This is a genomic window from Streptomyces sp. NPDC046197 (genome assembly GCF_040646295.1).
Lineage (GTDB): Bacteria > Actinomycetota > Actinomycetes > Streptomycetales > Streptomycetaceae > Streptomyces.
In genome coordinates this window covers 241,530-266,851 of the sequence record NZ_JBEYZY010000004.1, presented here as the reverse complement: position 1 = coordinate 266,851, position 25,322 = coordinate 241,530, and the positions used below count along the sequence as shown (strand labels likewise).

Annotated in this window: 23 protein-coding genes and 1 pseudogene; 11 read left to right on the top strand and 13 right to left on the bottom strand. The window is 70.7% G+C overall.

Annotation, left to right across the window (positions count from 1 at the left end):
• Positions 1-61: 61 nt before the first annotated feature.
• The gene (gene mltG / locus AB0A61_RS08230) at positions 62-910 is read right to left on the bottom strand and encodes an endolytic transglycosylase MltG (RefSeq protein WP_361288023.1); all 849 of its coding nucleotides are present in this window, start codon (positions 908-910) and stop codon (positions 62-64) included.
• 43 nt (positions 911-953) lie between these two features.
• Positions 954-2,756, bottom strand: a complete 1,803-nt coding sequence (locus tag AB0A61_RS08225) for an ABC transporter ATP-binding protein (protein ID WP_361288020.1) — start codon at positions 2,754-2,756, stop codon at positions 954-956.
• Between the two features lie 117 nt (positions 2,757-2,873).
• On the opposite strand from AB0A61_RS08225, the gene AB0A61_RS08220 reads away from it, so the two are divergent.
• Positions 2,874-3,332, top strand: a complete 459-nt coding sequence (locus AB0A61_RS08220) for a MarR family transcriptional regulator (RefSeq protein ID WP_361288017.1) — start codon at positions 2,874-2,876, stop codon at positions 3,330-3,332.
• A gap of 14 nt (positions 3,333-3,346) precedes the next feature.
• On the opposite strand, the gene AB0A61_RS08215 is transcribed toward AB0A61_RS08220, so the two are convergent.
• Both AB0A61_RS08215 and AB0A61_RS08210 read right to left on the bottom strand, forming a co-directional pair.
• Positions 3,347-4,996: a peptide-N4-asparagine amidase gene (locus tag AB0A61_RS08215; RefSeq protein ID WP_361288014.1), complete on the bottom strand. Its 1,650-nt coding sequence runs from the start codon at positions 4,994-4,996 to the stop codon at positions 3,347-3,349.
• A 102-nt stretch (positions 4,997-5,098) separates the two neighbouring features.
• Positions 5,099-5,842, bottom strand: coding sequence for a L,D-transpeptidase family protein (locus tag AB0A61_RS08210; protein WP_361288011.1), 744 nt, complete (start codon positions 5,840-5,842; stop codon positions 5,099-5,101).
• A 299-nt stretch (positions 5,843-6,141) separates the two neighbouring features.
• Between AB0A61_RS08210 and AB0A61_RS08205 the strand changes: the two genes are divergently transcribed.
• From AB0A61_RS08205 to AB0A61_RS08190, 4 genes are all read left to right on the top strand, one after another.
• Positions 6,142-8,019 carry an ABC transporter ATP-binding protein gene (locus AB0A61_RS08205; protein ID WP_361288008.1) on the top strand — a complete coding sequence of 626 codons (1,878 nt, stop codon included), beginning with the start codon at positions 6,142-6,144 and terminating at the stop codon, positions 8,017-8,019.
• Complete coding sequence (locus AB0A61_RS08200) at positions 8,016-9,833, top strand: ABC transporter ATP-binding protein (RefSeq protein ID WP_361288005.1); 1,818 nt, start codon at positions 8,016-8,018, stop codon at positions 9,831-9,833. The genes AB0A61_RS08205 and AB0A61_RS08200 overlap by 4 nt, the downstream gene beginning before the upstream one ends.
• Before the next feature lie 576 nt (positions 9,834-10,409).
• Complete coding sequence (locus tag AB0A61_RS08195; RefSeq protein ID WP_361288002.1) at positions 10,410-10,883, top strand: DUF5709 domain-containing protein; 474 nt, start codon at positions 10,410-10,412, stop codon at positions 10,881-10,883.
• Positions 10,884-10,934: 51 nt separating this feature from the next.
• On the top strand, positions 10,935-11,213 hold the full coding sequence (locus AB0A61_RS08190; RefSeq protein ID WP_361287999.1) for a type B 50S ribosomal protein L31: 279 nt from the start codon (positions 10,935-10,937) through the stop codon (positions 11,211-11,213).
• Between the two features lie 74 nt (positions 11,214-11,287).
• On the opposite strand, the gene AB0A61_RS08185 is transcribed toward AB0A61_RS08190, so the two are convergent.
• Entirely contained in the window at positions 11,288-12,082 is a 795-nt protein-coding gene (locus AB0A61_RS08185; protein ID WP_361287996.1) for a metal-dependent hydrolase, read from the bottom strand.
• 145 nt (positions 12,083-12,227) lie between these two features.
• On the opposite strand from AB0A61_RS08185, the gene AB0A61_RS08180 reads away from it, so the two are divergent.
• The gene (locus AB0A61_RS08180; protein WP_361287993.1) at positions 12,228-14,741 is read left to right on the top strand and encodes a DUF3516 domain-containing protein; all 2,514 of its coding nucleotides are present in this window, start codon (positions 12,228-12,230) and stop codon (positions 14,739-14,741) included.
• Between the two features lie 19 nt (positions 14,742-14,760).
• Entirely contained in the window at positions 14,761-15,627 is an 867-nt protein-coding gene (locus AB0A61_RS08175; RefSeq protein ID WP_361287990.1) for an acyl-CoA thioesterase II, read from the top strand.
• A 38-nt stretch (positions 15,628-15,665) separates the two neighbouring features.
• Here AB0A61_RS08175 and AB0A61_RS08170 read toward each other — a convergent pair whose 3' ends face one another.
• Positions 15,666-16,592 carry a DUF6397 family protein gene (locus AB0A61_RS08170; protein ID WP_361287987.1) on the bottom strand — a complete coding sequence of 309 codons (927 nt, stop codon included), beginning with the start codon at positions 16,590-16,592 and terminating at the stop codon, positions 15,666-15,668.
• A gap of 126 nt (positions 16,593-16,718) precedes the next feature.
• On the bottom strand, positions 16,719-17,129 hold the full coding sequence (locus AB0A61_RS08165; RefSeq protein ID WP_361287984.1) for a roadblock/LC7 domain-containing protein: 411 nt from the start codon (positions 17,127-17,129) through the stop codon (positions 16,719-16,721).
• Positions 17,130-17,222: 93 nt separating this feature from the next.
• On the opposite strand from AB0A61_RS08165, the gene AB0A61_RS08160 reads away from it, so the two are divergent.
• On the top strand, positions 17,223-17,651 hold the full coding sequence (locus AB0A61_RS08160) for a PPOX class F420-dependent oxidoreductase (protein ID WP_361287981.1): 429 nt from the start codon (positions 17,223-17,225) through the stop codon (positions 17,649-17,651).
• Between the two features lie 53 nt (positions 17,652-17,704).
• Here the strand turns inward: AB0A61_RS08160 and AB0A61_RS08155 are convergent, their stop codons facing one another.
• The 5 genes from AB0A61_RS08155 to AB0A61_RS08135 form a co-directional block, all read right to left on the bottom strand.
• The gene (locus AB0A61_RS08155; protein ID WP_361287978.1) at positions 17,705-18,310 is read right to left on the bottom strand and encodes an ATP/GTP-binding protein; all 606 of its coding nucleotides are present in this window, start codon (positions 18,308-18,310) and stop codon (positions 17,705-17,707) included.
• A 248-nt stretch (positions 18,311-18,558) separates the two neighbouring features.
• Entirely contained in the window at positions 18,559-18,972 is a 414-nt protein-coding gene (locus tag AB0A61_RS08150; protein ID WP_361287975.1) for a DUF742 domain-containing protein, read from the bottom strand.
• 22 nt (positions 18,973-18,994) lie between these two features.
• Complete coding sequence (locus AB0A61_RS08145; RefSeq protein ID WP_361287972.1) at positions 18,995-19,432, bottom strand: roadblock/LC7 domain-containing protein; 438 nt, start codon at positions 19,430-19,432, stop codon at positions 18,995-18,997.
• A gap of 83 nt (positions 19,433-19,515) precedes the next feature.
• Positions 19,516-22,032: a nitrate- and nitrite sensing domain-containing protein gene (locus tag AB0A61_RS08140; protein ID WP_361287969.1), complete on the bottom strand. Its 2,517-nt coding sequence runs from the start codon at positions 22,030-22,032 to the stop codon at positions 19,516-19,518.
• A gap of 57 nt (positions 22,033-22,089) precedes the next feature.
• Positions 22,090-22,863, bottom strand: a complete 774-nt coding sequence (locus tag AB0A61_RS08135) for an MHYT domain-containing protein (RefSeq protein ID WP_361287966.1) — start codon at positions 22,861-22,863, stop codon at positions 22,090-22,092.
• A gap of 151 nt (positions 22,864-23,014) precedes the next feature.
• Here AB0A61_RS08135 and AB0A61_RS08130 point away from each other — a divergent pair, with 151 nt between their 5' ends.
• Positions 23,015-23,614: a class I SAM-dependent methyltransferase gene (locus AB0A61_RS08130; protein WP_361287963.1), complete on the top strand. Its 600-nt coding sequence runs from the start codon at positions 23,015-23,017 to the stop codon at positions 23,612-23,614.
• Between the two features lie 123 nt (positions 23,615-23,737).
• Positions 23,738-24,007, top strand: a pseudogene (locus tag AB0A61_RS08125) (PadR family transcriptional regulator); the annotation flags it as partial.
• Here the strand turns inward: AB0A61_RS08125 and AB0A61_RS08120 are convergent.
• On the bottom strand, positions 23,984-24,889 hold the full coding sequence (locus tag AB0A61_RS08120) for an oxygenase MpaB family protein (RefSeq protein WP_361287960.1): 906 nt from the start codon (positions 24,887-24,889) through the stop codon (positions 23,984-23,986). The pseudogene AB0A61_RS08125 and the gene AB0A61_RS08120 sit on opposite strands and share 24 nt — an antisense overlap.
• A 97-nt stretch (positions 24,890-24,986) precedes the next feature.
• Here AB0A61_RS08120 and AB0A61_RS08115 point away from each other — a divergent pair, with 97 nt between their 5' ends.
• Positions 24,987-25,283 carry a hypothetical protein gene (locus AB0A61_RS08115; protein ID WP_361287957.1) on the top strand — a complete coding sequence of 99 codons (297 nt, stop codon included), beginning with the start codon at positions 24,987-24,989 and terminating at the stop codon, positions 25,281-25,283.
• Positions 25,284-25,322 lie beyond the last annotated feature (39 nt).

The window sequence follows — 25,322 nt, the reverse complement described above, 5'->3', positions numbered from 1 at the left end:
GGACTCCCCCGCCGCAATTGGCCCCCACGGTCAGCGCGGGTGGGCTACCTCTTGCCGCGCATCACTTCTTCGGCTGGGGGGTGGCGGTCCGCTGGCGGGCGTTGAACGCCTCGACGTTGCGCAGGTGCTCGTTGTAGTCGGCCGTGAAACGCGTGTCCCCCGGTTTGACCGTGACGAAGTAGAGCCAGTCGCCCGGGGGCGGATTGATCGCGGCCCGCATGGCGTCCTCGCCGGGGCTGTCGATCGGCGTGGGCGGCAGACCCATGCGCTGGTAGGAGTTGTACGGGCTGTCCAGCCGCGTGTCGTCGGTGCTCGTCCGGAACGTGGAACGGTTCAGGGCGTAGTTGATGGTGGCGTCCATCTGCAGCGGCATGCCGCGCCCCAGCCGGTTGAGGATGACCCGTGCCACCTTGCCCATGTCGGTCTTGGAGGCGGCCTCGGCCTGGACGATGCTCGCGATGGTGACCGCCTGGTAGAGGTTCATGGAGTTGCGCTGAGCGCCGGCGGCGATCGGAGCCCCGTCGTACCTGTGGTTCGCGGTGTCGACCATGGAAGCCAGCAGGGACTCCGGCGTCGTCTTGTCGTCGATCGGATACGTCGCCGGGAAGAGGTAGCCCTCCGGGTTGCCCTCGGCATCGTTCGGCAGTTTGAGGTTGGCCTTCTCCAGCGACTTCTTCGTGGTGCCGGCGGGCAGCGCGAGGGTCTTGTCGACGGCCTCGTACACCTGACTCGCGCGCCAGCCCTCGGGAATCACCAGGGTGCGGGGGCGCGTGACCGCATCGCCGCCGCCCAGGGTCAGCAGCGGCACCGCCACGGCGGTGCCGGCCACCACGGCCCCGGACACGACGAGAACCAGTCGGCCCCGCCGCGTCAGTCGGATCGCGCTCCGTGACGGAGTGTTCGTCTGCATGCGGGCACGGTATCCCCCATAGGTTCATAAACCCGGCATATCGTCAGCTTGTCGGCTCCAGTTGCGCATCCCGGCGGACCAGGGCGGCGTAGCGCCCGTCGAGCTCCAGCAGTTCCTCGTGGGTGCCGCGCTCGGCCACCCGCCCGGAGTCGAGGACGACGATCTGGTCGGCACCGCGGATGGTGGACAGGCGATGCGCGATCGTGAGGGTGGTGCGGTTGGCCGACAAGGCGTCGATGGCCTCCTGCACGGCGGCCTCCGTACGCGTGTCGAGGGCGCTGGTGGCCTCGTCGAGGATGAGGACCGGCGGATCGCGCAGGATGGTGCGGGCGATGGCCAGGCGCTGCTTCTCACCCCCGGAGAAACGGTGGCCGCGTTCGCCGACGACCGTGTCGTAGCCGTCGGGCAGGGCCGCGATGTGGTCGTGTATCTGGGCCGCGCGCGCGGCCGCGTGCAACTCCTCGTCGGTGGCGTCGGGCTTGGCGAACCGTAGGTTCTCGGCGACCGAGGCATGGAAGAGGTACGTCTCCTGGGAGACGACGCCGACCGCACGGGCGAGGGTGTCGAAGTCGAGGTCGCGGACGTCCACCCCGTCGAGGGTGACGCGGCCGCCCGTGACGTCGTAGAGCCGGGGCACCAGGTACCCGAGCGTGGACTTGCCGGCGCCGGTGGGGCCGACGATCGCCAGGCTGCTGCCCGCCGGGACGCAGACGTCGATGCCGTCGAGGATCGGGCCGCCCTTGTCGTCGTAGCGGAAGCCGACGCCCTCGAAGGCGACCTCGCCCTTGACCCGGTCGAGACGGACCGGCTGCTCCCGCTCGGTGATGTCGATCGGCAGGTCCAGGTACTCGAAGATGCGCTGGAAAAGCGCGAGCGACGTCTGGATCTGGACGCCGGTCGACAGCAGGCTGACGGTGGGGCGGAACAGGCCCTGCTGGAGGGAGACGAAGGCGACGATCGTACCGATGGAGACCTTGGGACCGCCGAACTGGAGGGCGACGCCCGCGGTCCAGTAGATGACGGCAGGCATGGCGGCCATGACGATGGTGATGACGGCCATGCGCCAGCGCCCGGCCATGTTCGACCTCACCTCGAGATCGACCAGACCTTCGGACTCCTCCGCGAAGGACCTGGTCAGCGAGTCGGAACGGCCCATCGTACGGCCGAGCAGGATGCCGCTGACGGAGAGCGACTCGGTGACCGTGGCGGCCATCTCGGCCATCTGCTTCTGGCGCTGGGTGGTGATCTTCTTGCGTTCGTTGCCGACACGGCGGCTGATCCAGACGAAGACCGGAAGCAGGAGCAGTGACACCACGGTCAGCCGCCAGTCGAGAGCGACCATCGCGACGATCGTGGCGACCACACTGGTCAGGTTGGAGACCAGGGAGGTGGCGGTGGAGGTGACGGTGGCCTGCATGCCGCCGATGTCGTTGGCGATGCGGGACTGCACCTCGCCGGTGCGGGTGCGGGTGAAGAAGGCGAGCGACATGCGCTGCAGGCGGCCGTAGACGGCGGTGCGCAGGTCGTGCATGACGCGCTGGCCGACGGTCGTGGAGATGAGGGTCTGCAGGACGCCGAAGACGCTGGTCAGAACGGCGCTGAGGATCATGCCGAGGGCGAGCAGGCTCAGCAGGCCGGTGCGGCCCTGCGGGATCGCCACGTCGAGGGTCGCCTTCAGCAGGAAGGGTGTGGCGACCGAGACCAGCGAGGAGGCGCCGACGAGCAGGCCGACGATCGCGAGGCGGCCGCGGTAGGGCCGGAAGAGTTTCAGGATGCGGCGCACCTGCCGGGGACGCTCCTTGGCGTCGGCAGGTGGGGTCCAGGAGGGTTGGCGGTCGGGGTGCATGGGCTCCTACGGAGGTGGGCGGGTGCCGACCGGGCGTTGCGGTCGACGACGACGAAACGGATCCTAGCTCATTGTTACCTATACTCACAATGAGCGTAGTCCTGATATTGTTCCCGCATGACCAGCCCCGACCCCGACGGCCTCCTCGCCGAGCAGTTGCTGCGGCTCACCCGCCGGGTGCACCGCATCCAGAAGCGCCATCTGCAACAACACGACCTGGGCATCACCCCTGCCCAGTCCCGCCTGCTGCGCACGCTGGCGCACTACGGCGAGCCGCCCCGCATGGCGGACCTCGCCGAGTCGCTCGAAGTCGTCCCCCGTGCGGTGACCACGCTGGTGGACGCGCTGGAGACGAGCGGCAGGGTGCGCCGGGTGCCCGACCCGACCAACCGGCGCGTCATCCGGATCGAACTCACCGACGACGGGCGCAGGGCCCTGGACGAGCTGCGCGGCGCCCGCCGAGCCGCCGCCAGGGAGATCCTCGCGCCGCTCACGGAAGAACAACGGACCGCCCTGGGCGGGTTGCTGGACACGCTGGTGGGCGCAGCGGTGCCCGAGCAGGGGCACCGCTGCTGAGATGAACGGCTGCTTCAGCAGCCGGTGCGGTCCTCCGTGAGCACTCCCTGCACGGTGGTCAGCGCACGGTCGTAGCACCCGCCGGAGCCGTACAGCCGGTAGTGCTCGTTCGTCGTGCCGACCGCGTGCCGTTGTTCGCGCGGCACGTTCAGCGTGTACGCGGCGTCCCCGGTGTAGGTGTCGTCGAGTCGCCACCACCCGATGCGCCGGCCGCCCCGTGCCTGCACGACCGCGGCCCGGTCCCCCATGGCCACAACCGTGCGCAGCCGGCCGTCCGCTGCGATGGTCGTGGTGCCGTTCATGGCGTACGTCAGGTGGGTGTGCGTCACTGCGGCCGGAACGCCGTCTCCGGCGACGGTGACGGTCTGGTCGTCGGTCCAGGTGGCGTCGAGTCCGTCGGTGTTCTCGCCGTCGGTCCAGCGGTGGGTGGAGGTGTTGCGCAGGGCGCGGGTGACGGTGGTGCTCACCCGTCCGTGCGAGGTGTCGACGTACCCGGCGACGGTCAGCCGGTGCCCGGCCTCGGTGTCCACACGCTCCTGCGAACCGGGCGCGTACGTCGACGAGTTGGAGAGGTCTCCCGCCCTGTCGACGGTGAGCTTCCCGGTCACCCGGGTGCTCCTGGCGTCCTGCCAGACCAGCACGTTCACGGGTGTGCTCCATCCGGCCTGCCCCTCGGGCACTCCGGCGACCGAAACCTCAAGACGGTGCGGGCGTCCGTCGTCGAGGATGCCGGCGAAGGGGGTCAGGTCGTACTCCACGGGCTTGACGTCGAAGGCGCGCGGGCCGGGGATGACGTACCAGAGGAAGGGGTTGGACCATCCGCCGGTCCACACGGTCGGGAACGGCGCGGCGATTCCGGCGAGCTGCCCGTCGACCCTGATCTGCACCTCGTGGTAGGGACCGTGGTCCGACTTGCAGGAGTACGGCGCCTGGGCGGGCACCGTCAGGTACCAGAACTCCTCGCAGCCGCCACCGGATCCGGTGGCGTACACCTCGGCGACGACGCGTTCGCTGTTGCGCGGCGTGGTGAGCGTGCTGCCGTCGCCGAGGGTGAGCACGCGGTCGGGAGTGGCGGCGGGCCGGGTGGCCTCGTCGGCCGCGTAGAAGGTGAGGGTGACCTTGACGTCGATGACACCGGTGTACGTGTCGTCGACGACGTTGCCGATGAGCATCTCGACGTCCTGGTTTTGGCGGAAGGTGGCGCTGTAACGCGTGACGTCCTTCTCGACGGACCAGGCGATGCCGTCGGGCGAGGGTTCCGGGGTCGACGTGCGCAGGATCTCGACCCCGCCGACGTGCAGGTAGCCGAGCCGGTCGTACTGACGCCCCTTGACCTTGCCCTCGAGCCGCAGCACGACCTTGCTCCAGCGAGCGCCGCACCCCTTCGGCGGGGTGTAGGTGCCACGGTAGGGCGTGAAGTCGCGGAATTGCGCCTCTGCCAAAGTGATCCGGCAGGACCCGGTGGCGGGCCTGTCGACCGGCGGGGCCGCGGTGACGGGATCGTGCCAGTCGGTGCCGAACTCCGGTGGCGTGTCGACCGGTTGGCCCGAGTGGCGGACGGATCGGGCGGGGACATCGGCCGCCCGAGCCGGGCCGGCGCCGAGGAAGACACTCGCCAGGAGGGTGACTCCGGCGAGCATGGACATGACTATCCGGCTTCTCATGGCCCGTGTTCTACGGGCTGTTGGCTCCCCGCCGCAATGAGCCCACGGAAGGGCTGCCCTCTATCGGCCACCCGCGACGACCCTCACCGGGCCAGGCAGATCTCAGCTCCGCAGACTGGCCTCGTCCCCCATCACCACCACGGGGCCCTGTCTCGGGTCGAGTACGCGCAGCAGGTACTCCATCGCGGCCTCCGGGACACTCACGCACCCCAACGTGCCGTCGCCGTGGTCCACGTGCAGCCAGATGCCGCCGCCCCTTTCCTGCCCTTCGGGACGGGTCGGATCGTACGGAGGCGCGCCCCTGCGCCGGTTGTAGTCGACCGCGACGACGTAGTCGAAGTCGTGCCAGTGCGCCGCGTCCCCGAAGTAGGGGGAGACGAAGGCACCCTCGTCCTGGGTGTAGGAGAGCCGGGTGCCCGGGTCGGCGAGGCGGCCGCCGGCATCGGAGAGGGTGAACACCCCGACGGGCGTGCGCTCGTCACCCGCACGGTGGTCGGCGGCCCAGCCCCGCCTCCCGTTGTGCGCCGCCCAGTTGCCGAGCCGCTCCCACGCGTCCCCACGTCTCTCGTAGAGCGCCAGCGTCGAGTCCGAGGAGTCCCTGTCGCCCCCGTAGACCACCACGACCTGGCCCGTGTCCGCCGGAACCTCCCGCCACAGCAGGTCACCCACGCCGGGGAGGTGTGGCGGCTCCGGCCGGTTGGACCGGGTGCCGCTCTCCGCGCCACCGGGCCTCGGCACACCGCCGTGCGAGACCTCCGTCCGCGGACCGTTCCAGACGGCCAGAGCCATCAGCAGGAAACCGCAGGCCGCCACCATCGTCGCCCGCCGTGCACCGTCACTCCGCATGCCCCCCATGCCACCATCGCCACCCAGGACGATCTACTCGAAATGGGCCAATCAGCCTTACTCGTGTCATGTGGCGTACGGTGTCCCCGACTTGCGGACCCTCTCGCAGTGCCGTCGCCCCGCCTTCCGCCCATACGCCGGAAGCAGCCAGTCCCCACCCCGGCCGCGGAAAACCGGTTGCCTCCGACCACGCTGCGACGCGACCCTGTCACGGCTTGTTGCCGCCGCCGCTTTTACCTTCCCTTACCCACCCCCCCTTCCCCACCCCTCCGCCGCCTGACACGAGCCAATGGGACGTCATGCAGATCCAAGATCTTCCGTATCCCGACCCGGGTGTGCCGGACGCTCGCTCGGGTCCCCGATTCCTCTGGTGGCTGGGGCGGAACCAGCTGGGCGGGCAGATGAAGGCACTGGCCTGGGGACTGCTGCACTTCGCCTCGGTCTCCGCCCTGCCGTTCTGCGTCGGCCTCGCAGTCCAGGCGGTCGTGGACCGCTCCGCTGCGCGCCTCGCGACGGCGGGCGGGCTGATGGCCCTGTGCTGCCTCGGAAACGCGCTCGGCGACACCTTCCTGCACCGCGCCGCCGTCACCAACTGGATCACCGCGGCCGCCCGCGTCCAGCAACTGCTGGCCCACAAGGCCGCGCAACTGGGGTCGGCACTGACCCGCCGGGTCGCCGCCGGCGAGGTCGTGGCCGTCTCCACGGGCGATGTCGAGAAGATCGGCTGGTTCGTGGAGGCCGTCTCCCGGTTCACCGCGGCGGCGCTCACCATCGTGCTCGTCTGCGTCGGCCTGCTGGTCTACCAGCCTGCGCTCGGGGTCGTCGTCGCCGCGGGCCTGCCCGTGCTCGCCCTGGCCGTGCTGCCGCTGCTGCCCCGGGCGACCAGGCGCGCCGACCTGCAACGGGAGAAGGCCGGCCGGGCCACCGAATTGGCCTCCGACACCGTCGCCGGGCTGCGCGTGCTGCGCGGCATCGGTGGCGAGGAACTCTTCCTCGACCGCTACCGCCGCGCCTCCCAGGAGGTCCGGCACGCCGCCGTGCGCAGCGCCCGCATGTGGTCCCTGATCTCCGCCCTCCAGGTGCTCCTGCCGGGACTGCTGCTGATCGCGGTCGTCTGGTACGGCGTGCACCTGGCCAGGGCCGGCCGCATCACCGTCGGCGAACTGGTCACCGTCTACAGCTCCGTCATGGTCCTCACCTATCCGCTGCGGCACTTCGAGGAGATCGCCATGGCGTACTCCTTCTCCCGCCCCTCGGCCAGACGAGCGGCCAGGGTGCTGTCCCTGGAGCGGGCCACGGACACCGCGGGGACACGCACCGCCGAGAGCCGGGCCGGGGACCTGTACGACCCGGCGACCGGTCTGCTGGCGCCTGCCGGACGCCTGACCGCCGTGGTGTGCGGCGACCCGGATGCCGCCGGACTGCTGGCGGAACGGCTGGGCGGACACCCCGCCGAACAGAGTGTGTCGGTGCTGCTGGACGGAGTACCGCTCGACGATCTGCCGCTGGAGTCCGCCCGCACGGCCGTCCTGGTCCAGGACAAGGACCCGGTGCTGCTGTCCGGTTCGCTGCGCGAACTGCTCGCCGTGCCTTCCTCGGGTGACGTCAGTGCGCGGGAGGCGCTGGCGGCCGCCCAGTGCGGGGACGTCCTGGAAGCGCTCGCGCAGGCATCGCCGAGCGCGGCGGACCCCATGGACGTACGGATCACCGAGCGCGGCCGGTCCCTCTCCGGCGGCCAGCGCCAGCGTCTCGCCCTGGCCCGCTCGCTCATCACCGACCCGGAGGTACTGGTCCTCGACGAACCCACCTCCGCCGTCGACTCCCACACCGAGGCGCGCGTCGCACAGGGCGTGCGCGGTCTGCGGGCCGGCCGCACCACGGTGGTGTTCACCTCCTCGCCGCTCCTCCTGGACCTCGCCGACCGGGTCGTGCTGGTGCACGAGGGCGAGGTTGCCGCGGTCGGCGTGCACCGCGACCTGGTACGCACCGAGCCCCGGTACCGGGCGGTGGTGACACGTGAGACCGACGCGAAACGCGCCCTGAGCGACGCGCTGCAAGCGGACCACACCCTGACCGCCGCCCTGGAAGACGACGAGGCCGCCCTCAGGGGTGGTGCGCTGCACGACGACGAGGCCGCCCTCAGGGGCGCGCTTGAAGAGATCGAGGAGACGGCATGATCGGGGTGGCGCCACCTGCGTACGACCCGGCGGCCCCGACGACGGCGAACACCCTGCCCGTCGGTGCCCCCGCGACCGTACGCGCCTACGTGGCCGAGTTGTTCCGCCGGCACCGGCGTGCCTTCCTGCTCCTCGTCACCGTGAACACGGTCGCCGTGCTCGCCTCCATGGCGGGCCCCTGGCTGCTGGGCGGGCTCGTCGAGCGGGTTTCGGACGGCGCACCGGAGCTCCATCTGGGGCGGACCGCCGGGCTCTTCGTACTCGCCCTGCTCATCCAGACCGTGTTCGTACGGCAGGTGCGCTTGCGTGGCGCGATCCTCGGCGAGCGGATGCTGGCGGACCTGCGCGAGGACTTCCTCGTACGGTCGGTCGGCCTCCCCCCGGGGGTCCTGGAACGGGCGGGCACCGGCGACCTGCTGTCCCGCATCACCACGGACATCGACCGGCTGGGCAACGCCATGCGGGAGGCCGTGCCACAGTTGGCGATCGGCGTGGTGTGGGCCGCGCTGCTGCTCGGCGGTCTCGTCGTCACGGCGCCGCCGCTCGCCGCCGCCGTGCTGCTCGCCCTGCCGCTGCTGGTGGTCGGCTGCCGCTGGTACTTCCGGCGAGCGCCGTCCGCCTACCGCTCGGAGGCCGCGGGCTACGCCGCGGTGGCCGCGGCTCTCGCCGAGACGGTCGACGCAGGACGCACCGTGGAGGCACACCGCCTCGGTGACCGCCGCATCGCCCTGTCGGACCGCCGGATCAAGGAGTGGACCGCGTGGGAGCGCTACACGCTCTGGCTGCGCTCGGTCCTCTTCCCGGTCATCAACGTCACCCACGTGACCGTGCTCGGCTCGGTCCTCATGATCGGCGGCGTGTTCGTCCTGCAGGGCTGGGTCGGAGTCGGTCAGCTGACGACGGGCGCGCTCATCGCTCAGATGCTCGTCGACCCGGTGGGACTGATCCTGCGCTGGTACGACGAGCTGCAGGTCGCCCAGGTGTCGCTGGCCCGGCTGGTCGGCGTGCGTGACATCGAACCGGGCGCCGGTGACGCCTCCCTGACCCCCGACGGACGCGACGTGCGCGCCGACCGGGTCCGCTTCGGCTACCGGGAGGGCCTGGACGTGCTGCACGAGGTCTCCCTGGAGGTGCCGCCCGGCACTCGGGTGGCCCTGGTCGGCCCGTCGGGCGCGGGCAAGTCCACCCTGGGCCGGCTGCTCGCCGGGATCTACACGCCCCGGGACGGGCGGATCACCCTCGGTGGTGCGGAGCTGTCCCGGATGCCCGCCGAACGCGTCCGCTCCCACGTCGCCCTCGTCAACCAGGAGCACCACGTCTTCGTCGGCTCCCTCCGCGACAACCTCCTGCTCGCTCTGCCGCACTCCCGGCTGCGTGCGAACGGGGAAGGTCCCGGCGACGCCTTCGACGCGGAACTGTGGGCGGCGCTGGGCGCGGTCGACGCCGACGGCTGGGCGCGTGCTCTCGACGACGGTCTGGACACCGAGGTCGGCTCCGGCGGCCTCCCGCTCACCCCGGCCCAGGCGCAGCAGATCGCGCTGGCCCGCCTGGTGCTGGCCGACCCGCACACGTTGGTACTGGACGAGGCGACATCGCTCCTCGACCCGCGAGCGGCCCGTCACCTGGAGCGGTCCCTGGCCCGCGTGCTCGACGGCCGTACCGTCGTCGCCATCGCCCATCGGCTCCACACCGCCCATGACGCGGACGTGATCGCCGTCGTCGAGGACGGCCGTATCAGTGAACTGGGCAGCCACGACGACCTGGTCTCGGCGAACGGCGCCTACGCCGCTCTGTGGCGGTCGTGGCACGGGTGAGCGGGGCAGGTCGACGGCAAGGTGACGGTGGGCGACCGAGCCGGGCCAGACCGTGGCCGCGCGGGGGCGGTTCAGGGCCTGCCGACGGCACGCGGCAGCTGCGAGACGCATGGCACGGCCCCTTCTGCGGGAGGCCCAGTGGCCGCTTCTGCGGGCGACCCCGTGGCCACGGCAGCGTGCGGCAGGCATCGACCCTGGTGGCGCGGCCGGCGCCCCGGCCCCGGCCCCGGCGTAGGCGCCGGCGTCGGGGTCTGCCCCTGACCTGGGCCTGTCGGAGCCGTCCTCCGAGGCGGCGGTAAGAGGTGCGGGGGCCGATCGAAAGCGGGTGGGTCCACAGCCGGGCGGTCCGGAGTCGCGGTGCGGGCGGGTCGGTCGGGAACCGGCGTCGGATCGGGTGTCGTCGTCTTGCGCCGTTGCGCGGTGCCGAACAGGGGTGGAAGGCTGGGTAACGGCACCGGCTCGGGGAGTGCCCGGGAACCTTCCGGTTCGCGCCGGGTGACAGCCGTGCCCCGCGCACCGGCGGCCGGTGGCCGCCCGCGGTGAGAACGGGCCCGTCCCCACCACCTGGAGGTACCCGTGGACAGCGCCGACGGATGGGGAGACGACGTCTACCAGCCCGATGAGGACTCCGAGGTCAAGGAGGACACCGGGGTGCTCGACGCGGAGGACACGCTGGAGTACGACGGTGTCGACGATCCTCTCGACCGAGGCTGGTCCCCTCCGGAGCGACCCTGGGCCGTGGAGCATCTCGGCGTGACCGCGGCCGAGCGTCGCCAGGGCGAGACCCTGGACCAGCGTCTCTCCGAGGAGCAGCCCGACCTCGTGACCGCCGACGGCGACGGCATCGGCGACTGTCAGGGCACCGACGGGGAACTCCTGGACAACGAGGTCGGCGACACCCGGTCCGGCCGTCTGGTCGCGCCCGACGAAGGGGCGCACGAGGACGAGGAGAGCGCGCTGGTCGCCACGGACGTGGGAATCGACGGTGCGGCCGCCTCCGCCGAGGAAGCCGCGATGCACGTCGTCGACGAGGACACCCTGTCCAGCTGACCCCGCTGCCCGCGCGCCGTCGCCACCTCCCCCGCCGCACAAGGAGCACCGATGCAGCAGGACAAGCACCCCGACTACCGCCCTGTCGTCTTCCGCGACCGCGCCGCCGGATACGCCTTCCTGACCAGGTCCACCGCGACCAGCGACCAGACCATCGAGTGGGACGACGGCGAGACCTACCCGGTGGTGGACGTGGAGATCTCCTCGGAAAGCCACCCCTTCTACACCGGCAAGGCCCGGACAGTGGACTCCGAGGGGCGCATCGCCCAGTTCGAGCGGCGCTACGGCGGTGGCACGGGGCAGGGCTCCGCAGGGGGCGGTGGAGTCTGACCCGTCACGGCCCGGGCTGAACACCGAGCCGGAGTCGGCGTGGGCCTGGCAGTGGCCGTGAGCGACCGTACGCCTCAGATGAAGTTGAGCGCGGCCGCGCAGCCCACTCCGCCCAGCAGCATGAACACCGGCATCAACACCTTGAGCTCCACCCAGCTGCCCGCCCTGAACCGCATGGCCTTCGGCGGGCCGATCGGGTACCAGCGCTTGCGGCCCACCGGTATCGGCCACAGGACCGGGCAACCGGAGACCGTCAACGCGTCCCCGATGTCGTGCACCAGCGCACCCAGCACGATCGGCAGCCCCAGCCACAGGTACTCCTGGCCCGGCGCCGTGAACAGCCAGTCCGAGCCATCGCCCGGCTTGTCCAGGATGCCGGCGAGGATCCACGCGCTGGTCGCGGCCAGCAGCCACACCAGGACGTCGCTGCTGGACCCACGGGCCGCCCGCCACAGCAGGCCCTCGATGGCGAGCACCATGTGGACGAACAGGATCGCCAGCACCGCCCAGCGGCCCCCGGTGATCGCCGCGACGGAGGTGCCCGCGCCGATCAGCACCGCCCACAGCCAGGTGTGTGTAAGAGTCCGGTGGCCGCCGGAGCGGCGCGGGTCGCCCTGCTTCTTCGTGGCCTTGTAGACGGCGTACGAGAGCTTGTCGACGATCTCGCACAGCCACCGCGACAGCGGTCCGAAGGCACGCGAGATGGTGGCGGCCTTGTGGTCGAGGTCGGGGGCCAGCGCTGCCCCGGCGCAGATCAGCGCGCCGCAGAGGAGGACCGGCCAGGGCATCGGGTGTCCTGCCGCGGCGGCCGCGGCTCCGACGCCGAGCCAGGCCGCGGCGCCCGACAGTGAGTGTGCTGGTCCCATCATGGCCGTTCCCCGCCCCATTCTTCGTGTGCCGCTGTCCAGTTGGCCCGGTGCGCTGATGCCCCGTCGGCGACACAGCGTAGCGGTCGTGATCTTCGGGACGGCATCCGATTCCCGTCTGGGCCACAAGGCCAGGCAAGATGGGGGCGTGACCCTCATCGATCAGCTGCCGCCGACCGCCGACCCCGACGCCCTCTACGAAGCCTTCGAGTCGTGGGCGCAGGAGCGCGGTCTCACGCTCTACCCCCACCAGGAGGAGGCGCTGATCGAGGTGGTCTCCGGCGCGAACGTGATCGTGTCGACACCCACCGGTTCCGGCAAGAGCATGATCGCTGCCGGCGCGCACTTCGCCGCGCTGGCCCGCGACGAGGTCACCTTCTACACGGCTCCGATCAAGGCCCTGGTGTCGGAGAAGTTCTTCGAGCTGTGCAAGCTGTTCGGCACGGAGAACGTCGGAATGCTCACCGGCGACGCCTCGGTCAACGCCGACGCGCCCGTCATCTGCTGCACCGCTGAGGTCCTCGCGTCGATCGCGCTGCGCGACGGCAAGAACGCCGACGTCGGCCAGGTCGTGATGGACGAGTTCCACTTCTACGCGGAGCCGGACCGCGGCTGGGCCTGGCAGATCCCGTTGCTCGAACTGCCGCAGGCGCAGTTCATCCTCATGTCGGCCACTCTCGGTGACGTCTCCTTCTTCGAGGAGGACCTCACCCGCCGCACCGGCCGTCCCACCGCGGTGGTCCGCTCGGCGACCCGCCCCGTACCCCTGTCCTACGAGTACCGGCGCGCCCCTCTCACCGAGACGCTCACCGATCTGCTGGAGCGCCGGCAGGCTCCGGTGTACATCGTGCACTTCACGCAGGCCCAGGCCGTGGAGCGGGCGCAGGCGCTGATGAGCATCAACATGTGCTCGCGCGAGGAGAAGGAGCAGATCGCCGAGCTGATCGGCAACTTCCGCTTCACCACCAAGTTCGGCCGTAATCTGTCCCGCTACGTACGGCACGGCATCGGCGTCCACCACGCCGGCATGCTGCCCAAGTACCGGCGCCTGGTGGAGAAACTGGCACAGGCCGGTCTGCTGAAGGTCATCTGTGGCACGGACACGCTCGGCGTCGGCGTCAACGTGCCCATCCGCACCGTGCTGTTCACGGCGCTGACCAAGTACGACGGCAGTCGCGTGCGCACCCTGCGCGCCCGGGAGTTCCACCAGATCGCGGGCCGGGCCGGGCGTGCGGGCTTCGACACGGAGGGCTTCGTCGTCGCGCAGGCCCCGGAGCACGTCATCGAGAACGAGAAGGCGCTCGCCAAGGCGGGCGACGACCCGAAGAAGCGCCGGAAGGTGGTCCGCAAGAAGGCACCGGAGGGCTTCGTCGGCTGGACGGACAACACCTTCGAGAAGCTCATCGCCTCCGAGCCGGAACCCCTGACGTCCCGCTTCCGGGTGACGCACACGATGCTGCTGTCGGTGATCGCCCGTCCCGGCAACGCCTTCGAGGCGATGCGGCGCATGCTGGAGGACAACCACGAGCCGCGCAAGCAGCAGCTGCGGCACATCCGGCGCGCGATCGCCATCTACCGCTCGCTCCTCGACGGCGGCATCGTCGAGAAGCTCGACCAGCCCGACGCGGAGGGGCGCATCGTCCGCCTCACGGTCGATCTGCAGCAGGACTTCGCGCTGAACCAGCCGCTGTCGACATTCGCGCTCGCGGCTTTCGAGCTGCTGGATCCGGAGTCGCCGTCCTACGCCCTCGACATGGTGTCCGTCGTGGAGTCCACGCTCGACGACCCGCGGCAGATCCTCGTCGCCCAGCAGAACAAGGCGCGCGGCGAGGCCGTGGCTGCGATGAAGGCGGACGGCGTCGAGTACGAGGAGCGCATGGAACGCCTCCAGGACATCACCTACCCCAAACCGCTGGAGGAGCTGCTCTTCCACGCCTACAACACCTACCGCAAGAGCCACCCCTGGGTCGGCGATCATCCGTTGTCGCCCAAGTCCGTGATCCGGGACATGTACGAACGGGCGTTGTCCTTCACGGAGCTGGTCTCCTTCTACGAGCTGGCCCGCACCGAGGGCATCGTGCTGCGCTACCTCGCCAGTGCCTACAAGGCCCTGGAGCACACCGTCCCGGACGACCTGAAGTCCGAGGACCTCCAGGACCTGATCGCCTGGCTCGGCGAGATGGTGCGCCAGGTGGACTCCAGCCTGCTGGACGAGTGGGAGCAGCTGGCGAACCCGGAGGAGATGACCGCCGAGGAGGCTCAGGAGCGCGCCGACCAGGTCAAGCCGGTCACGGCCAACGCACGGGCGTTCCGCGTCCTGGTGCGCAACGCCATGTTCCGCCGCGTCGAGCTGGCCGCCCTCGACCAGGTCGGGGAGCTGGGCGAGCTGGACGGCGAGTCCGGGTGGGACGCCGAGGCGTGGGGCGAGGCGATGGACAAGTACTGGGAGGAGTACGACGACCTCGGCACCGGTCCCGACGCCCGCGGCCCCAAGCTGCTCGTGATCCAGGAGGAGCCGCAGAACGGGCTGTGGCGAGTGCGGCAGATCTTCGACGACCCCAACGGCGACCATGACTGGGGTATCAGTGCGGAGGTCGACCTCGCGGCCTCCGACGAGGAGGGCCGTGCGATCGTGCGTGTCACCGATGTCGGTCAGCTGTGAGCCCGGGAGAACTCCACCCATGACGAATCCGGCCGAAAGGCTCGTGGACCTGCTCGACCTGGAGCAGATCGAGGTCAACATCTTCCGCGGCCGCAGCCCGCACGAGTCCCTGCAGCGGGTCTTCGGCGGCCAGGTGGCGGGCCAAGCCCTGGTCGCCGCCGGACGCACCACCGATGGCGAGCGCCCGGTGCACTCGCTGCATGCGTACTTCCTGCGCCCGGGCCGGCCGGGTGTGCCGATCGTGTACCAGGTCGAGCGGGTGAGGGACGGACGGTCCTTCACCACCCGAAGGGTCACCGCGGTGCAGCAGGGCCGCACGATCTTCAATCTCACCGCCTCCTTTCACAAGCCTGAACAGGGGAGCTTCGAGCACCAGCTGCCGCCGGCCCGCGAGGTCCCTGATCCCGAGTCCCTGCCGACGGTCACCGACGAGATTCGTAAGCATCTGGGCGCGCTGCCCGAACAGTTGGAGCGCATGGCGCGTCGCCAGCCCTTCGACATCCGTTATGTGGACCGGCTGCGCTGGACCACCGAGGAGGTCAAGGACGCCGAGCCGCGCAGCGCCGTGTGGATGCGCGCGGTCGGACCGCTCGGCGACGATCCCCTGGTGCACACCTGCGCGCTGACCTACGCCAGTGACATGACCCTGTTGGACGCGGTGCGCATTCCGGTGGAGCCGCTGTGGGCTGAGCGAGGCTTCGACATGGCGTCGCTGGATCACGCCATGTGGTTCCACCGGCCGTTCCGCGCGGACGAGTGGTTCCTGTACGACCAGGAGTCCCCGGTGGCGACCGGCGGACGGGGCCTGGCCCGCGGGCGCATCTATGACGTGGAGGGACGCCTGCTGGTGTCGGTGGTCCAGGAGGGGCTCTTCCGCGCGCTGTAGAGGATGGGCCGCACAGGGGGGTGCGGGCGGGCCGTGGTTCAGACGCCTCTGCGGAAGAACCGGCCCAGCAGGCCGCGTGACCGCTGGGACCGATCGGGAGTGGTCGGCCGCTGTTCCGGAGCCGGACGCCGGTCGGTGTGCCGTGCGGCCGGGCGGGGTGCGGGCCGGTGGGCGCGTGCCTCTTGAAGTGCGCGTGCCAGGTCGGCCCGCAGCCACGCGATCTCGTCGGGGCCGTCCGCCGTCAGGATCCGCTCGGTGAGCTGAGCGGCGGGTGAGCCCGGTGCGCCATGGGCCGGCGGCTGGGGCCGGAAGCGGTTCAGGTGGGCGCGTTCGTAGGGGTCCGTGACGACCTCCGAGACCTGCACCGCGTCGAGGAGCGATGCCACGGCGGCCGCCCTCTCCCACGGGTCGTCGGCCTGGCGCAGCAGGCAGCCCAGGTGGCGTCCCCGCCAGTTGCGCGGACGCAGGTCCAAGCCCGCGTCCAACTGGTCGCGCAGCCCCTCGGGCAGCGGCCGGTGGCCGAGCAGCGAGGAATTCTCCGTGGCGCCCGCGAACTGCCGTAGTTCGTCGGCCAGATACAGCCACACCACGGACCGGTAGCGATTGAGGTAGAACTTGGCCGGCACCACCAGGCCGAGGCGGGCAAGACGCGTGAATCTGGCCGGGGTCACCTCCATCATGGCGGCGCCTTCTCGGGTGCCCACCACTTCGATGCGCCTTTGCAGCGCCTCCGGGAAGCCGTCCTGGGCGCGCAGCCGGTCGACCTCCGAGCGGGCGACGAGGCGCCCGCCTCCCCCTTCATCGGGGACGGTGCGGATGTGGCCCAGGTGGACTGCAAGGTCGAACTCGCTGCGTTTCAGGCCGAGTTCCCGCCCCGCGCGGCCCAAGCTGAGGGGCACTTGGCCGGTGCCTGCGGTCCGTTCGGCTGTGGGCGTGACCTCGTGGATGATGGTGTTGCCGGACATGCTCGTCTCCCCCGTGGAGTGTGTGACCGGCGGCCGTGTGCGTCCGCCTGGAAAAAACGGTAGCCGGTGCGGCGGATCTGGTGGCGAGCCTGTGGATAACTCCACGGGGGTCGGTGAACTCGCAGGTCAGAGGTCTGTTGCGGGTGCTCGCTCCGGATGGCGTGCGTCGACGTCGAGGTGGTCGCCGACCCGGTTGACGAGCAGGGTCATCTCGTAGGCGATCTGGCCTATGTCGGCCTCCGCTCCACTGAGCACGCATAGACAGCTGCCCGCGCCGGCGGCCGTGACGAACAGGACCGCGTCGTCGAACTCGACCATGGTCTGGCGAACTTTGCCCGCGCCGAAATGGCGTCCTGATCCTTTGGCCAGGCTGTGCAGCCCGGACGAGATGGCTGCGAGGTGCTCCGCGTCCTCGCGTCGAAGTCCGGTGCTCGCCCCCGTCACCAGTCCGTCGTTGGACAGCACGAGTGCGTGCCGTACGTGCTCCACCCGCTGGGTCAGGTCGTCGAGCAGCCAGCCGAGTGTCTTCTGCGCCATGTTGCGGTCTCCCCGTGTGATGTGTCCTCCTTTGCCGGAGGATCTCCCGCAAGCCTTCCCCACCCTTGCTGCCGCGGCAAGGAGGATGGGGGCATGGCACACAAGATGACCGACGAGGAGTGGCGGGCTTTCGTTTCGTACGGCACCCGCACCGGCAAGTTGTCGACCGTCCGGGCTGACGGGAGCCCGCATGTCGCGCCGATCTGGTTCGTGCTCGACGGCGAGGATCTGGTGTTCAACACCGGGAAGGAGACGGTGAAGGGACGCAATCTGGCCCGGGACGACCGGGTCGCCCTGTGCGTGGACGACGACCGGCCGCCGTTCAGCTTCGTGGTCGTGCAGGGCCGCGCCCGTCTGTCCGAGGACTTGGACGAGCTCCGGCACTGGGCCACCCGCATCGGTGCCCGCTACATGGGCGAGGAACGCGCCGAGGAGTTCGGCGCCCGCAACGGGGTCCCGGGCGAGCTTCTCGTTCGCGTCTCGGTCGGCAAGGTGGTGGCGGTGAAGGACCTGGCGGACTGAGAACGGTCGCCGTTGCGACGGCTCCCGCCGAGTGCCTGGGCGGCGGTTCCGGGTCAGCTCACGGATTCGAGCAGCCGGGCGGTGTACATCCGCCCGGCGTACTCGACGAGCCGGATCAGCACCTCCTTCCCGGAGTCGCGGTCGCGTGCGTCGCAGAGGACGACAGGCGTTCCCTGGTCGAGGTCCAGGGCCCGTGACACGTCGTGTGCCCCATGGATGCGGGCTCCCGTGAAGCAGTTGACTGCCACCACGAAGGGGATGCGCCGGTGCTCGAAGTAGTCGACCGCGGGAAAGCAGTCCTCCAGCCGCCGGGTGTCCGCAAGGACCACGGCACCGAGGGCTCCCTGTGACAGCTCGTCCCACAGGAACCAGAAACGGTCCTGGCCCGGCGTGCCGAAGAGGTAGAGGGAGAGGCCGGATCGAATCGTGATCCGCCCGAAGTCCATGGCGACGGTCGTGGTGACCTTCTGGTCGATGCCGTCGGTGTCGTCCACCAACTGGCCGGCTTCGCTGAGCAGTTCCTCGGTACGCAACGGCCGTATCTCACTGACCGCACCCACCAGGGTGGTCTTGCCCACGCCGAAACCGCCGGCGACCAGAATCTTCAACGCCAGGGCGGACGTCTCGCCGTCCTGGGCATCGGAGTGCTCGGAGACCATGGATCACTTCTCTCAGGAGTGCCGGCGACGATCGACGCCCGTGCAGGCCTGCCGCACACCGGCGCGAGGTCCGCACGGGACATCGGTGACCGGGGTGCTCGGGTAGGAAGTCAGCATCATGACAAGTGAGGCACCCTTTCGAGGGATTGGATCGTAAATTCCCCGATCCGACCGTCTGGCGCCCGTTGGCTACCAGGATGGGTGCACAAGAGGGACGTATACGTTCGCAACAGGACTTGGTCCTTCCTTCACAGTGCTCTCAGCCCCTCGATCACCTCTCGCAGAATCCGCTCGTCGGGTAGCTGCGCGGGCGGCACCGGACGGCTGACGGTGACGCAGCCGAGCTCCAGGAGGTCTCCGAGGAGCACCCTGACCACTCCGACGGGCAGGTCGGCGTCCGTGGCGAGTTCGGCGACGGACTGCGTCTCCGCACGGCACAGGTCGATGAGGTTCCGGTGCTCCGGTCCGAGCGCGGAGTCGTCCTTTGCGTGGGGGGCGCGTGGGTCGAACGTGACGAGGGCGATGAGGTCGAAACGGACGCCGGTGGGGCCGGGCGTGGTGCGTCCCCCTGTCATGGCGTACGGGCGGACGAGGGGGCCGGCCTCGCCGTCGTACCACTGGCTGCCCGGCTGGTGCGGAGCGCCACCGAAATCATCAGTCATCTGCGCGGACCGCCCTCTCGCTTCATCCGGTGGTGGGCGGCCGCGCCGTGACGCGGGGCGGCGCGTAGAGGTGCTCACCCACCCGCTTGACCAGGCGTGCCATTTCGTACGCCACCAGGCCGATGTCGGCCGTGACGGCGGTGAGGACGGAGAGGCAGGAGCCGTCGCCCGCGGCAGCCACGAAGAGGAAGCCGTCGTCCATCTCCACCATCGTCTGGCGCACGCCACCGGCCCCGAAATGACGGCCCGCCCCCTTGGCCAGACTGTGGAACCCGGACGCCACGGCGGCCAGATGCTCGGCGTCGTCACGCTTGAGGTCGGACGACGCGCCGACGGCGAGCCCGTCGTTCGACAGTACGACCGCATGCCGCACCTCACGCACGCGCAGCACCAAGTCGTCCAGCAACCAGTCGAGTTCACCGGACCGCTGGGCGGCCCTCATGCGGGGGTCCTGGATCATGCGGGGTCCCTATGAATGTCGGCGGTCCGCGAGGACCGGGGGTGGCTGATGCGTGGATGCCGTTGACGGCTCATGCGCACTGATCATCGAGCCTCTCCTTCACTGATGTCGCTGCCTGCTGCCGGCTCCGGTGCGCCACCGCGGCCGGGCTGCCGACCGCCGCCGCGGGCCCAGCCGTCGCGGTATGCGGCCATGCGGTCCCTTACGAGCTCGGGTGTGCGCCGGTCGTCGTCGCGGGAAGCGCGGGGGTGCGCAGGATCCCCGGTGCGCCGTTCGCGCAGCTGCGGGGCCAGGCTCGCCTGCCGCATGCGCCGGGGGAGCTTGTCGGAGCCGTCGGGGTTCTCCGGGGGACGCTGCATGCGCAAGGTGGTGACTCCAGGGAGCGGGGTGTCGGTCGCGGTCTCGGGGGCGGCCTGCACGGCGGGGGCCAGTGCGGGGCGGTCGGCCGGTGCGGAGACGGAGTCCTGGTGCCGCCGGGTACCCGGCACACGCGCGTACCCGTGTTCCGCGCCCTGTTCCTGATCCGCCGTGGAACGGGGGGAACGTTCCTCCGCGCTGCTGTGCAACAGGGCCGTGGGCAGCAGAACGACCGCGGTGGTACCGCCGTAGGGCGAGGTCCGCAGGTGCACCTTGATGTCGTGGCGGGCGGCCAGCCTGCTGACCACGAAGAGGCCGAGCCGGTCGCTGTCGAACAGGTCGAGCGCCTCGGACTGCGTGATGCGGCGATTGGCGTCGGCGAGGGTTTCCTTTCCCATGCCCAGGCCTCGGTCCTCGACCTCGATGGCGTAGCCGTTGCCGACGGGCTCGCCGGTGACACGCACGCGCGTGTGCGGCGGTGAGAACTGGGCGGCGTTCTCCACGATCTCGGCGAGCAGGTGGGTGAGGTCGGCGACGGCCGCTCCAATGACGGAGGCGTCAGGGAGCTGTCGTACCTCCACGCGCGCGTAGTCCTCCACTTCGGAGACAGCCGCGCGGACCACGTTCGTCAGGGACACCGGCATCCGCCAGGCCCGGCCGGGTGCGGCTCCGGAGAGGATGATCAAGCTCTCCGCGTGACGCCGCATGCGGGTGGTGAGGTGGTCGAGCCGGAAGAGGTCACTCAGCTCGTTGGGGTCCTCCGACCGCCGTTCCATGCTGTCCAGCAGGCTCAGTTGGCGGTGCACGAGGACCTGGCTGCGTCGGGCGAGGTTGACGAAGACCCCGGAGATGCCGCCGGCGAGTTCGGCGCGTTCCGCGGCGGCTCGCAGTGCGGCGCGGTGGACGGTGCCGAGGGCCTCGGCGACCTGGCCGGTCTCGTCCTGAGCGGGCGGCCCGCTCGGGGCTTCGGCCCGGATGTCGATCTCCTCGCCCGCCCGCAGTCTGCGCATGGCCTCGGGGAGTTTGCGGTGGGCGATCTCCAGGGCGCTGTTGCGCAGACTCACCAGTTCGACGACGAGGCCGCGTCCGATGCGGACGGAGATGAGGAGGGAGGCGCAGACGGCGGCGAGGCCGAGGAGCACCGCGGCACCGGCCGGGGTGAGCAGACCGCGCGTGAATGGGTCGGCTCCGTTCGTGACGCTGCGGCCGGCGTCCGTCTCGATCGTGCGCATGCCGTCCTGCACGCGCGCGTGCACCCTGGCCCAGGTGGCTTCCGGCGCCGCGGCGATCGCCCGGTGGCCCTGACCGGTGGACAGCACCCTGTCCTCGACGGCGCCCAAGGTGACGTAGTCGCCGCTGTCGGCGAGGCGCTGCCACACGGCACGTCCGGAGCCACGCAGGTCGGCGACGGCGGTGCCGGTGAGGGCACGGCGTGTGTCGACGGCGCCGGTGAACAGGCGCAGCCGCTCTCCCTCCAGTCCGCCGGCCAGGCGAGCACCGGCCAGCACGACGTGTTCCTGGGCCAACGCCTCACCCGCGCGGGAGAACTCCAGCAGGACGCGTGCGTCGGATCCGAGGTCGGCGTCCTGGACACCGGTGAGCGCGCCGTCCACACCGAACGCCGCCGAGATCGCGTTCGTGTACTGTCCATACACCTCATCCCAGCCCACGCGCCGGTCCAGCACCGCTGTGCGCAGGGAGCGGAGATTCCCGGCGCCGGTCACGAACGCCCGGAGGCGCAGGGCGACCCCGGTGGGCAGTTCACCGCTGTCGGCAATGGTGTCGTGGTCGCCGAGCCGGAGCCGGGCCACGGCCCGGTCCATGCGTGCGGCGCGGTCCTTCAGGTCCTCGCTCCCCCCGGCCCCCGGGGCGAGGGCACAGCGCAGTGCGGCCTCCCGCTCGTCCTGCAGCGCGGCGACGGCATCGGCGACCGGGGCCCGCACCTCGGAGTCCACGCGCTGCAACTGTCGTAGCCGCGAGACGTCCTGGGCGGTGCTGACCGTGGCGTACGCCCACAGTGCCAGCAAAGAGACGACGGGCACCATGAGCAGACAGACGATCTTGGCCCGGATGGTGCGGGGACGCATCGCCCGGCGCCCCGCGCGCGTGGGCGCATCGTGCGGCGAGCCAGTGAAGGGCTTTTCGGATCCTTCGTCTGCGGGCGGTCCGGCGTGCGCCCGGCGGCCGCGTACCGGCGGCGGGGCCGACGTCTCGGCTGTGGGGGTCCTGCGGGGTGTTCGCATGGCTCCTCGCTCGGAAGGGTTCGGGGGCGTTCCGTCCACGCCGGGGCGGCCGTCCTTCTAGGGGACGGCGCTCTCGACCGGCCGCTGGGCCGAGGCGGACGCCTCGCGCTCCCGCGCCGTGGGCGACAGCGCGACGAAGGCCGAGGTCAGGAAGAGGTAGGACCCGAGGCCGACGGCGAGGGGGAAGATGAACTGCATCGCCGTGGCCCCGGGCAGGGCAGCGTCGGAGGGCGCGACGTGCACGCGCACCGCGAACATTCCGGTGTAGTGCATGCTGCTGACCGCCGCTCCCATGACGAGCGAGGCGACGGTGACAGCGACCGGTGACTTGATGTTGAGGCCGGCCCACAGGGCGGCGGTGGCCGCGACGACGGCTATGACCACGGAGAGGGCGACGAGCACGGGGTCGTAGCTCACGTCGCCGTGCAGACGTACTGCCGCCATGCCCAGGTAGTGCATGCTCGCCACACCCAGTCCGGTGGTGAGTCCGCCGAGGATGAGCGCGCGCCGACGGTCGCGGCCGTAGCCGACGGCAAAGACGCCCGCGCACACGACGACCACGGCGACCAGCAGGCTGAGGACGGTCAGGGGCACGTCATAGCGGATCTCGGTGCCGCTGACGCCGAAGCCGAGCATGGCCACGAAGTGCATGGTCCAGATCCCCGTGCCGATTGCCGACGCCGCGGTGACGAGCCAGTTCCGGCGCGAGCGGCCGGTGGCGCCGAGCGCGCGCACCGTGCAGCGCAGCCCCAGCGCCGCACCGATGCACGCCATCACGTACGACAGCAGGGGCGTCAGCCACCCGAAGGTTGCGTGGTCCAGGTGTCCCATGGCCCCGAAACGCTAGGGGGCACGGGTGCACCGAGGGGGCGCGTTTCGAAAGGTGTTGGAATATGACTCGGAGAGGTACCTGAGCGATCGCGCAGCGCCCGAGCGTGTGCGCAGGAGCGTTCATCCACGCCGGTAAGGAATCATGCGGAACATGAGCGACGACCACACACACGTACAGGAGTTCTTCACCGCTCGCGCGGCACACTGGGACAGCCGCTTTCCCGACGACGGCCCCGCCTACGCGGCCGCGGTCGCCGAGCTCGGCCTGCACGAGGGCGATCGCGTGCTGGACGCGGGCTGCGGCACCGGGCGGGCCCTCCCGGCGCTCCGTGCCGCCGTCGGGCCCTCGGGAGTGGTCGTCGGGGCCGACCTGACCCCGGCCATGCTGCAGGCCGCCGTACGGGCCGGCCGGGACCGCGACGGGCGGCTGCTGCTCGCCGACGTCGCTGCGCTGCCCCTCAAGTCGGAGTCGCTCGACGCCGTCTTTGCCGCCGGTCTCATCGCGCACCTGCCCCACCCCACCGAGAACCTGCGCGAGGTGGCGCGCGTGGTCCGCCCCGGCGGCACGCTGGCGCTCTTCCACCCGATCGGCCGGGCCGCGCTGGCCGCACGTCAAGGGCGCCGGATCACGGCGGACGACCTCCGCGCGGAGGGCAATCTGCGTTCGCTGCTGGCCGGTTCCGGGTGGCGCATGACGTCGTACGTCGACGAGGACGCCCGCTTCCTGGCGCTGGCCGTTCGGGGAGCCTGACCGGTACGGGCGCGGACGGAAGGCTGACGTGGTACCGACCCGGCCGGTCGGCAAGACCGCTGCGTCAGACCCGTCCGGCGACGGCCGCGGCGAACACGTCCGGGTTGTCGAACATGACGTTGTGACATCACCGACGAGAACCGCTGGTTCACCGTGCTCGCCTTCCTCAGGCACCTGGACGATCCCGGCGCCCAGGCAGCCGTGCTGCGACGCCGACTGGCCTTCCTGGAGACGCCCACGAGCTTCTTCTACGAACGTGACAGCCCGGTGCGTGCCGAGGAGGTCGACGATCCCTTCCGGCGCGGCATCCTCACCATCGCGCGCGCCACGTCGCAGGCCGAACTCGGCTGGCTGCGCACCACGATCGAGTCACTCGACGGGTCCGACCGCTGAGGTACCCGTGTGCCGCACAGGGCAGCCTCGGAGGCCGGGGACCGGCCGGGTGCCGAGGTCGGCCAGACGGTAGCCCTTCGGATAACTCTTGATCTCCCAGTTCTGCCGCGCGAAGTGCGGGGCCCGCCGCGGCGGCAGCAGGCGCGTGACGCGACCTCGGGTGCGGACCGCACGGCGCACGAGCGCTCGGGTGAGGGCGGCCGGGGGCTCGTAGCGGAAGGCACGCAGCAGAGGTTCGTCGAGCAGGGCGAGGGTCGCGGTACGCAGAAGAGGCGCGAGGGGGCGTGGGTACCAGGAGGCCATCAGGCCGAGCGTGGCGTCGGAAACCCGCCGGGCCTGCTCGTCCCAGCCGAAGTGGGCCTCCTCGTAGGCGTCGAGGTGGGCCTCGAAGTCCTCGTAGGACTCGGGGATGTCCGGGATGCCCATGTGCCGGCCGAATGTGCGGTAGTGGACGGCGGACGCGACGACCTCGTGCCGGGAGAGGCGGCGCCAGCCGTAGGCGTCGATCCACCGCCGAGGCACGACGACGAACGTACAGAGCACGTACCGCATGTCGTCGTCGCTGATGTCGTAGCTGCGGTGCATCTGGTTGATGCGACGGATCGCGGTGCGACCCTGCTCGCTACCGAAACCGTGTTCGACGACGGCGTCGAGGAGCAGCGAGGTGTCGTCGTAGCGCTTCTGCGTACGGTCCGTGAGCTCCGCGGTTTCGGCGAGCAGCCGGCCGATGCTCGGGACCGCGTACGTGCGGTACAGCGCCAGTTCCAAGGCGCGGGTGAGGTCCCATGGGAACTCGTACGCCGCGGTGAGCCGGTAGATCTTCGACGCGTCCGCCACCGGGTCCATCCGGCGGATCTGTTCCAGCCGCTCGAAACGCTTCACAGCGCCGTCCCCCTTCTGCCGCAAGAACTCCAACTCTACGTTGAGTAGCAGCAAATGAACGATCGGTGCCGGAAACCACAGGGGGAAGGTGGACCACATGTTCGGCTGGCTCCGCAAGTCCGTCGCCAGATTCGTCGTCTCCTTGCGTGCGGGAACGAGCAGCGGCCGGGACACCCGTGGGCACAACCTCTTCGAAGCCGCTGCCGTCTACGTGTCCGCCTGCGCGGAGGACGATCAGGAACGGATCGACGAGGCCACGACCTGGGTCTCGCCGGAGGCGCTGTCGTTCGGTGTGAGTGAACTGGCGTGCCGGGCCGTGATCGCCCTGGCCCGGGAGCGGGACGAGTCGCCGCAGACGGTGGCGCGGGCGCTGCTCGGGCTCCCGGCCGCCTGAAAGATGCGGCGGCCCGAAGGTCGTTTCGCCCCCGTCCAG

What these genes read in the sequence shown, in the direction of transcription:
- mltG (WP_361288023.1), bottom strand. Translation starts at nt 910, where the DNA reads ATGCAGACGAACACTCCGTCACGGAGCGCGATCCGACTGACGCGGCGG.
- AB0A61_RS08225 (WP_361288020.1), bottom strand. Translation starts at nt 2,756, where the DNA reads ATGCACCCCGACCGCCAACCCTCCTGGACCCCACCTGCCGACGCCAAG.
- AB0A61_RS08220 (WP_361288017.1), top strand. Translation starts at nt 2,874, where the DNA reads ATGACCAGCCCCGACCCCGACGGCCTCCTCGCCGAGCAGTTGCTGCGG.
- AB0A61_RS08215 (WP_361288014.1), bottom strand. Translation starts at nt 4,996, where the DNA reads ATGAGAAGCCGGATAGTCATGTCCATGCTCGCCGGAGTCACCCTCCTG.
- AB0A61_RS08210 (WP_361288011.1), bottom strand. Translation starts at nt 5,842, where the DNA reads ATGCGGAGTGACGGTGCACGGCGGGCGACGATGGTGGCGGCCTGCGGT.
- AB0A61_RS08205 (WP_361288008.1), top strand. Translation starts at nt 6,142, where the DNA reads ATGCAGATCCAAGATCTTCCGTATCCCGACCCGGGTGTGCCGGACGCT.
- AB0A61_RS08200 (WP_361288005.1), top strand. Translation starts at nt 8,016, where the DNA reads ATGATCGGGGTGGCGCCACCTGCGTACGACCCGGCGGCCCCGACGACG.
- AB0A61_RS08190 (WP_361287999.1), top strand. Translation starts at nt 10,935, where the DNA reads ATGCAGCAGGACAAGCACCCCGACTACCGCCCTGTCGTCTTCCGCGAC.
- AB0A61_RS08185 (WP_361287996.1), bottom strand. Translation starts at nt 12,082, where the DNA reads ATGATGGGACCAGCACACTCACTGTCGGGCGCCGCGGCCTGGCTCGGC.
- AB0A61_RS08175 (WP_361287990.1), top strand. Translation starts at nt 14,761, where the DNA reads ATGACGAATCCGGCCGAAAGGCTCGTGGACCTGCTCGACCTGGAGCAG.
- AB0A61_RS08170 (WP_361287987.1), bottom strand. Translation starts at nt 16,592, where the DNA reads ATGTCCGGCAACACCATCATCCACGAGGTCACGCCCACAGCCGAACGG.
- AB0A61_RS08165 (WP_361287984.1), bottom strand. Translation starts at nt 17,129, where the DNA reads ATGGCGCAGAAGACACTCGGCTGGCTGCTCGACGACCTGACCCAGCGG.
- AB0A61_RS08160 (WP_361287981.1), top strand. Translation starts at nt 17,223, where the DNA reads ATGGCACACAAGATGACCGACGAGGAGTGGCGGGCTTTCGTTTCGTAC.
- AB0A61_RS08155 (WP_361287978.1), bottom strand. Translation starts at nt 18,310, where the DNA reads ATGGTCTCCGAGCACTCCGATGCCCAGGACGGCGAGACGTCCGCCCTG.
- AB0A61_RS08150 (WP_361287975.1), bottom strand. Translation starts at nt 18,972, where the DNA reads ATGACTGATGATTTCGGTGGCGCTCCGCACCAGCCGGGCAGCCAGTGG.
- AB0A61_RS08145 (WP_361287972.1), bottom strand. Translation starts at nt 19,432, where the DNA reads ATGATCCAGGACCCCCGCATGAGGGCCGCCCAGCGGTCCGGTGAACTC.
- AB0A61_RS08140 (WP_361287969.1), bottom strand. Translation starts at nt 22,032, where the DNA reads ATGCGAACACCCCGCAGGACCCCCACAGCCGAGACGTCGGCCCCGCCG.
- AB0A61_RS08135 (WP_361287966.1), bottom strand. Translation starts at nt 22,863, where the DNA reads ATGGGACACCTGGACCACGCAACCTTCGGGTGGCTGACGCCCCTGCTG.
- AB0A61_RS08130 (WP_361287963.1), top strand. Translation starts at nt 23,015, where the DNA reads ATGAGCGACGACCACACACACGTACAGGAGTTCTTCACCGCTCGCGCG.
- AB0A61_RS08115 (WP_361287957.1), top strand. Translation starts at nt 24,987, where the DNA reads ATGTTCGGCTGGCTCCGCAAGTCCGTCGCCAGATTCGTCGTCTCCTTG.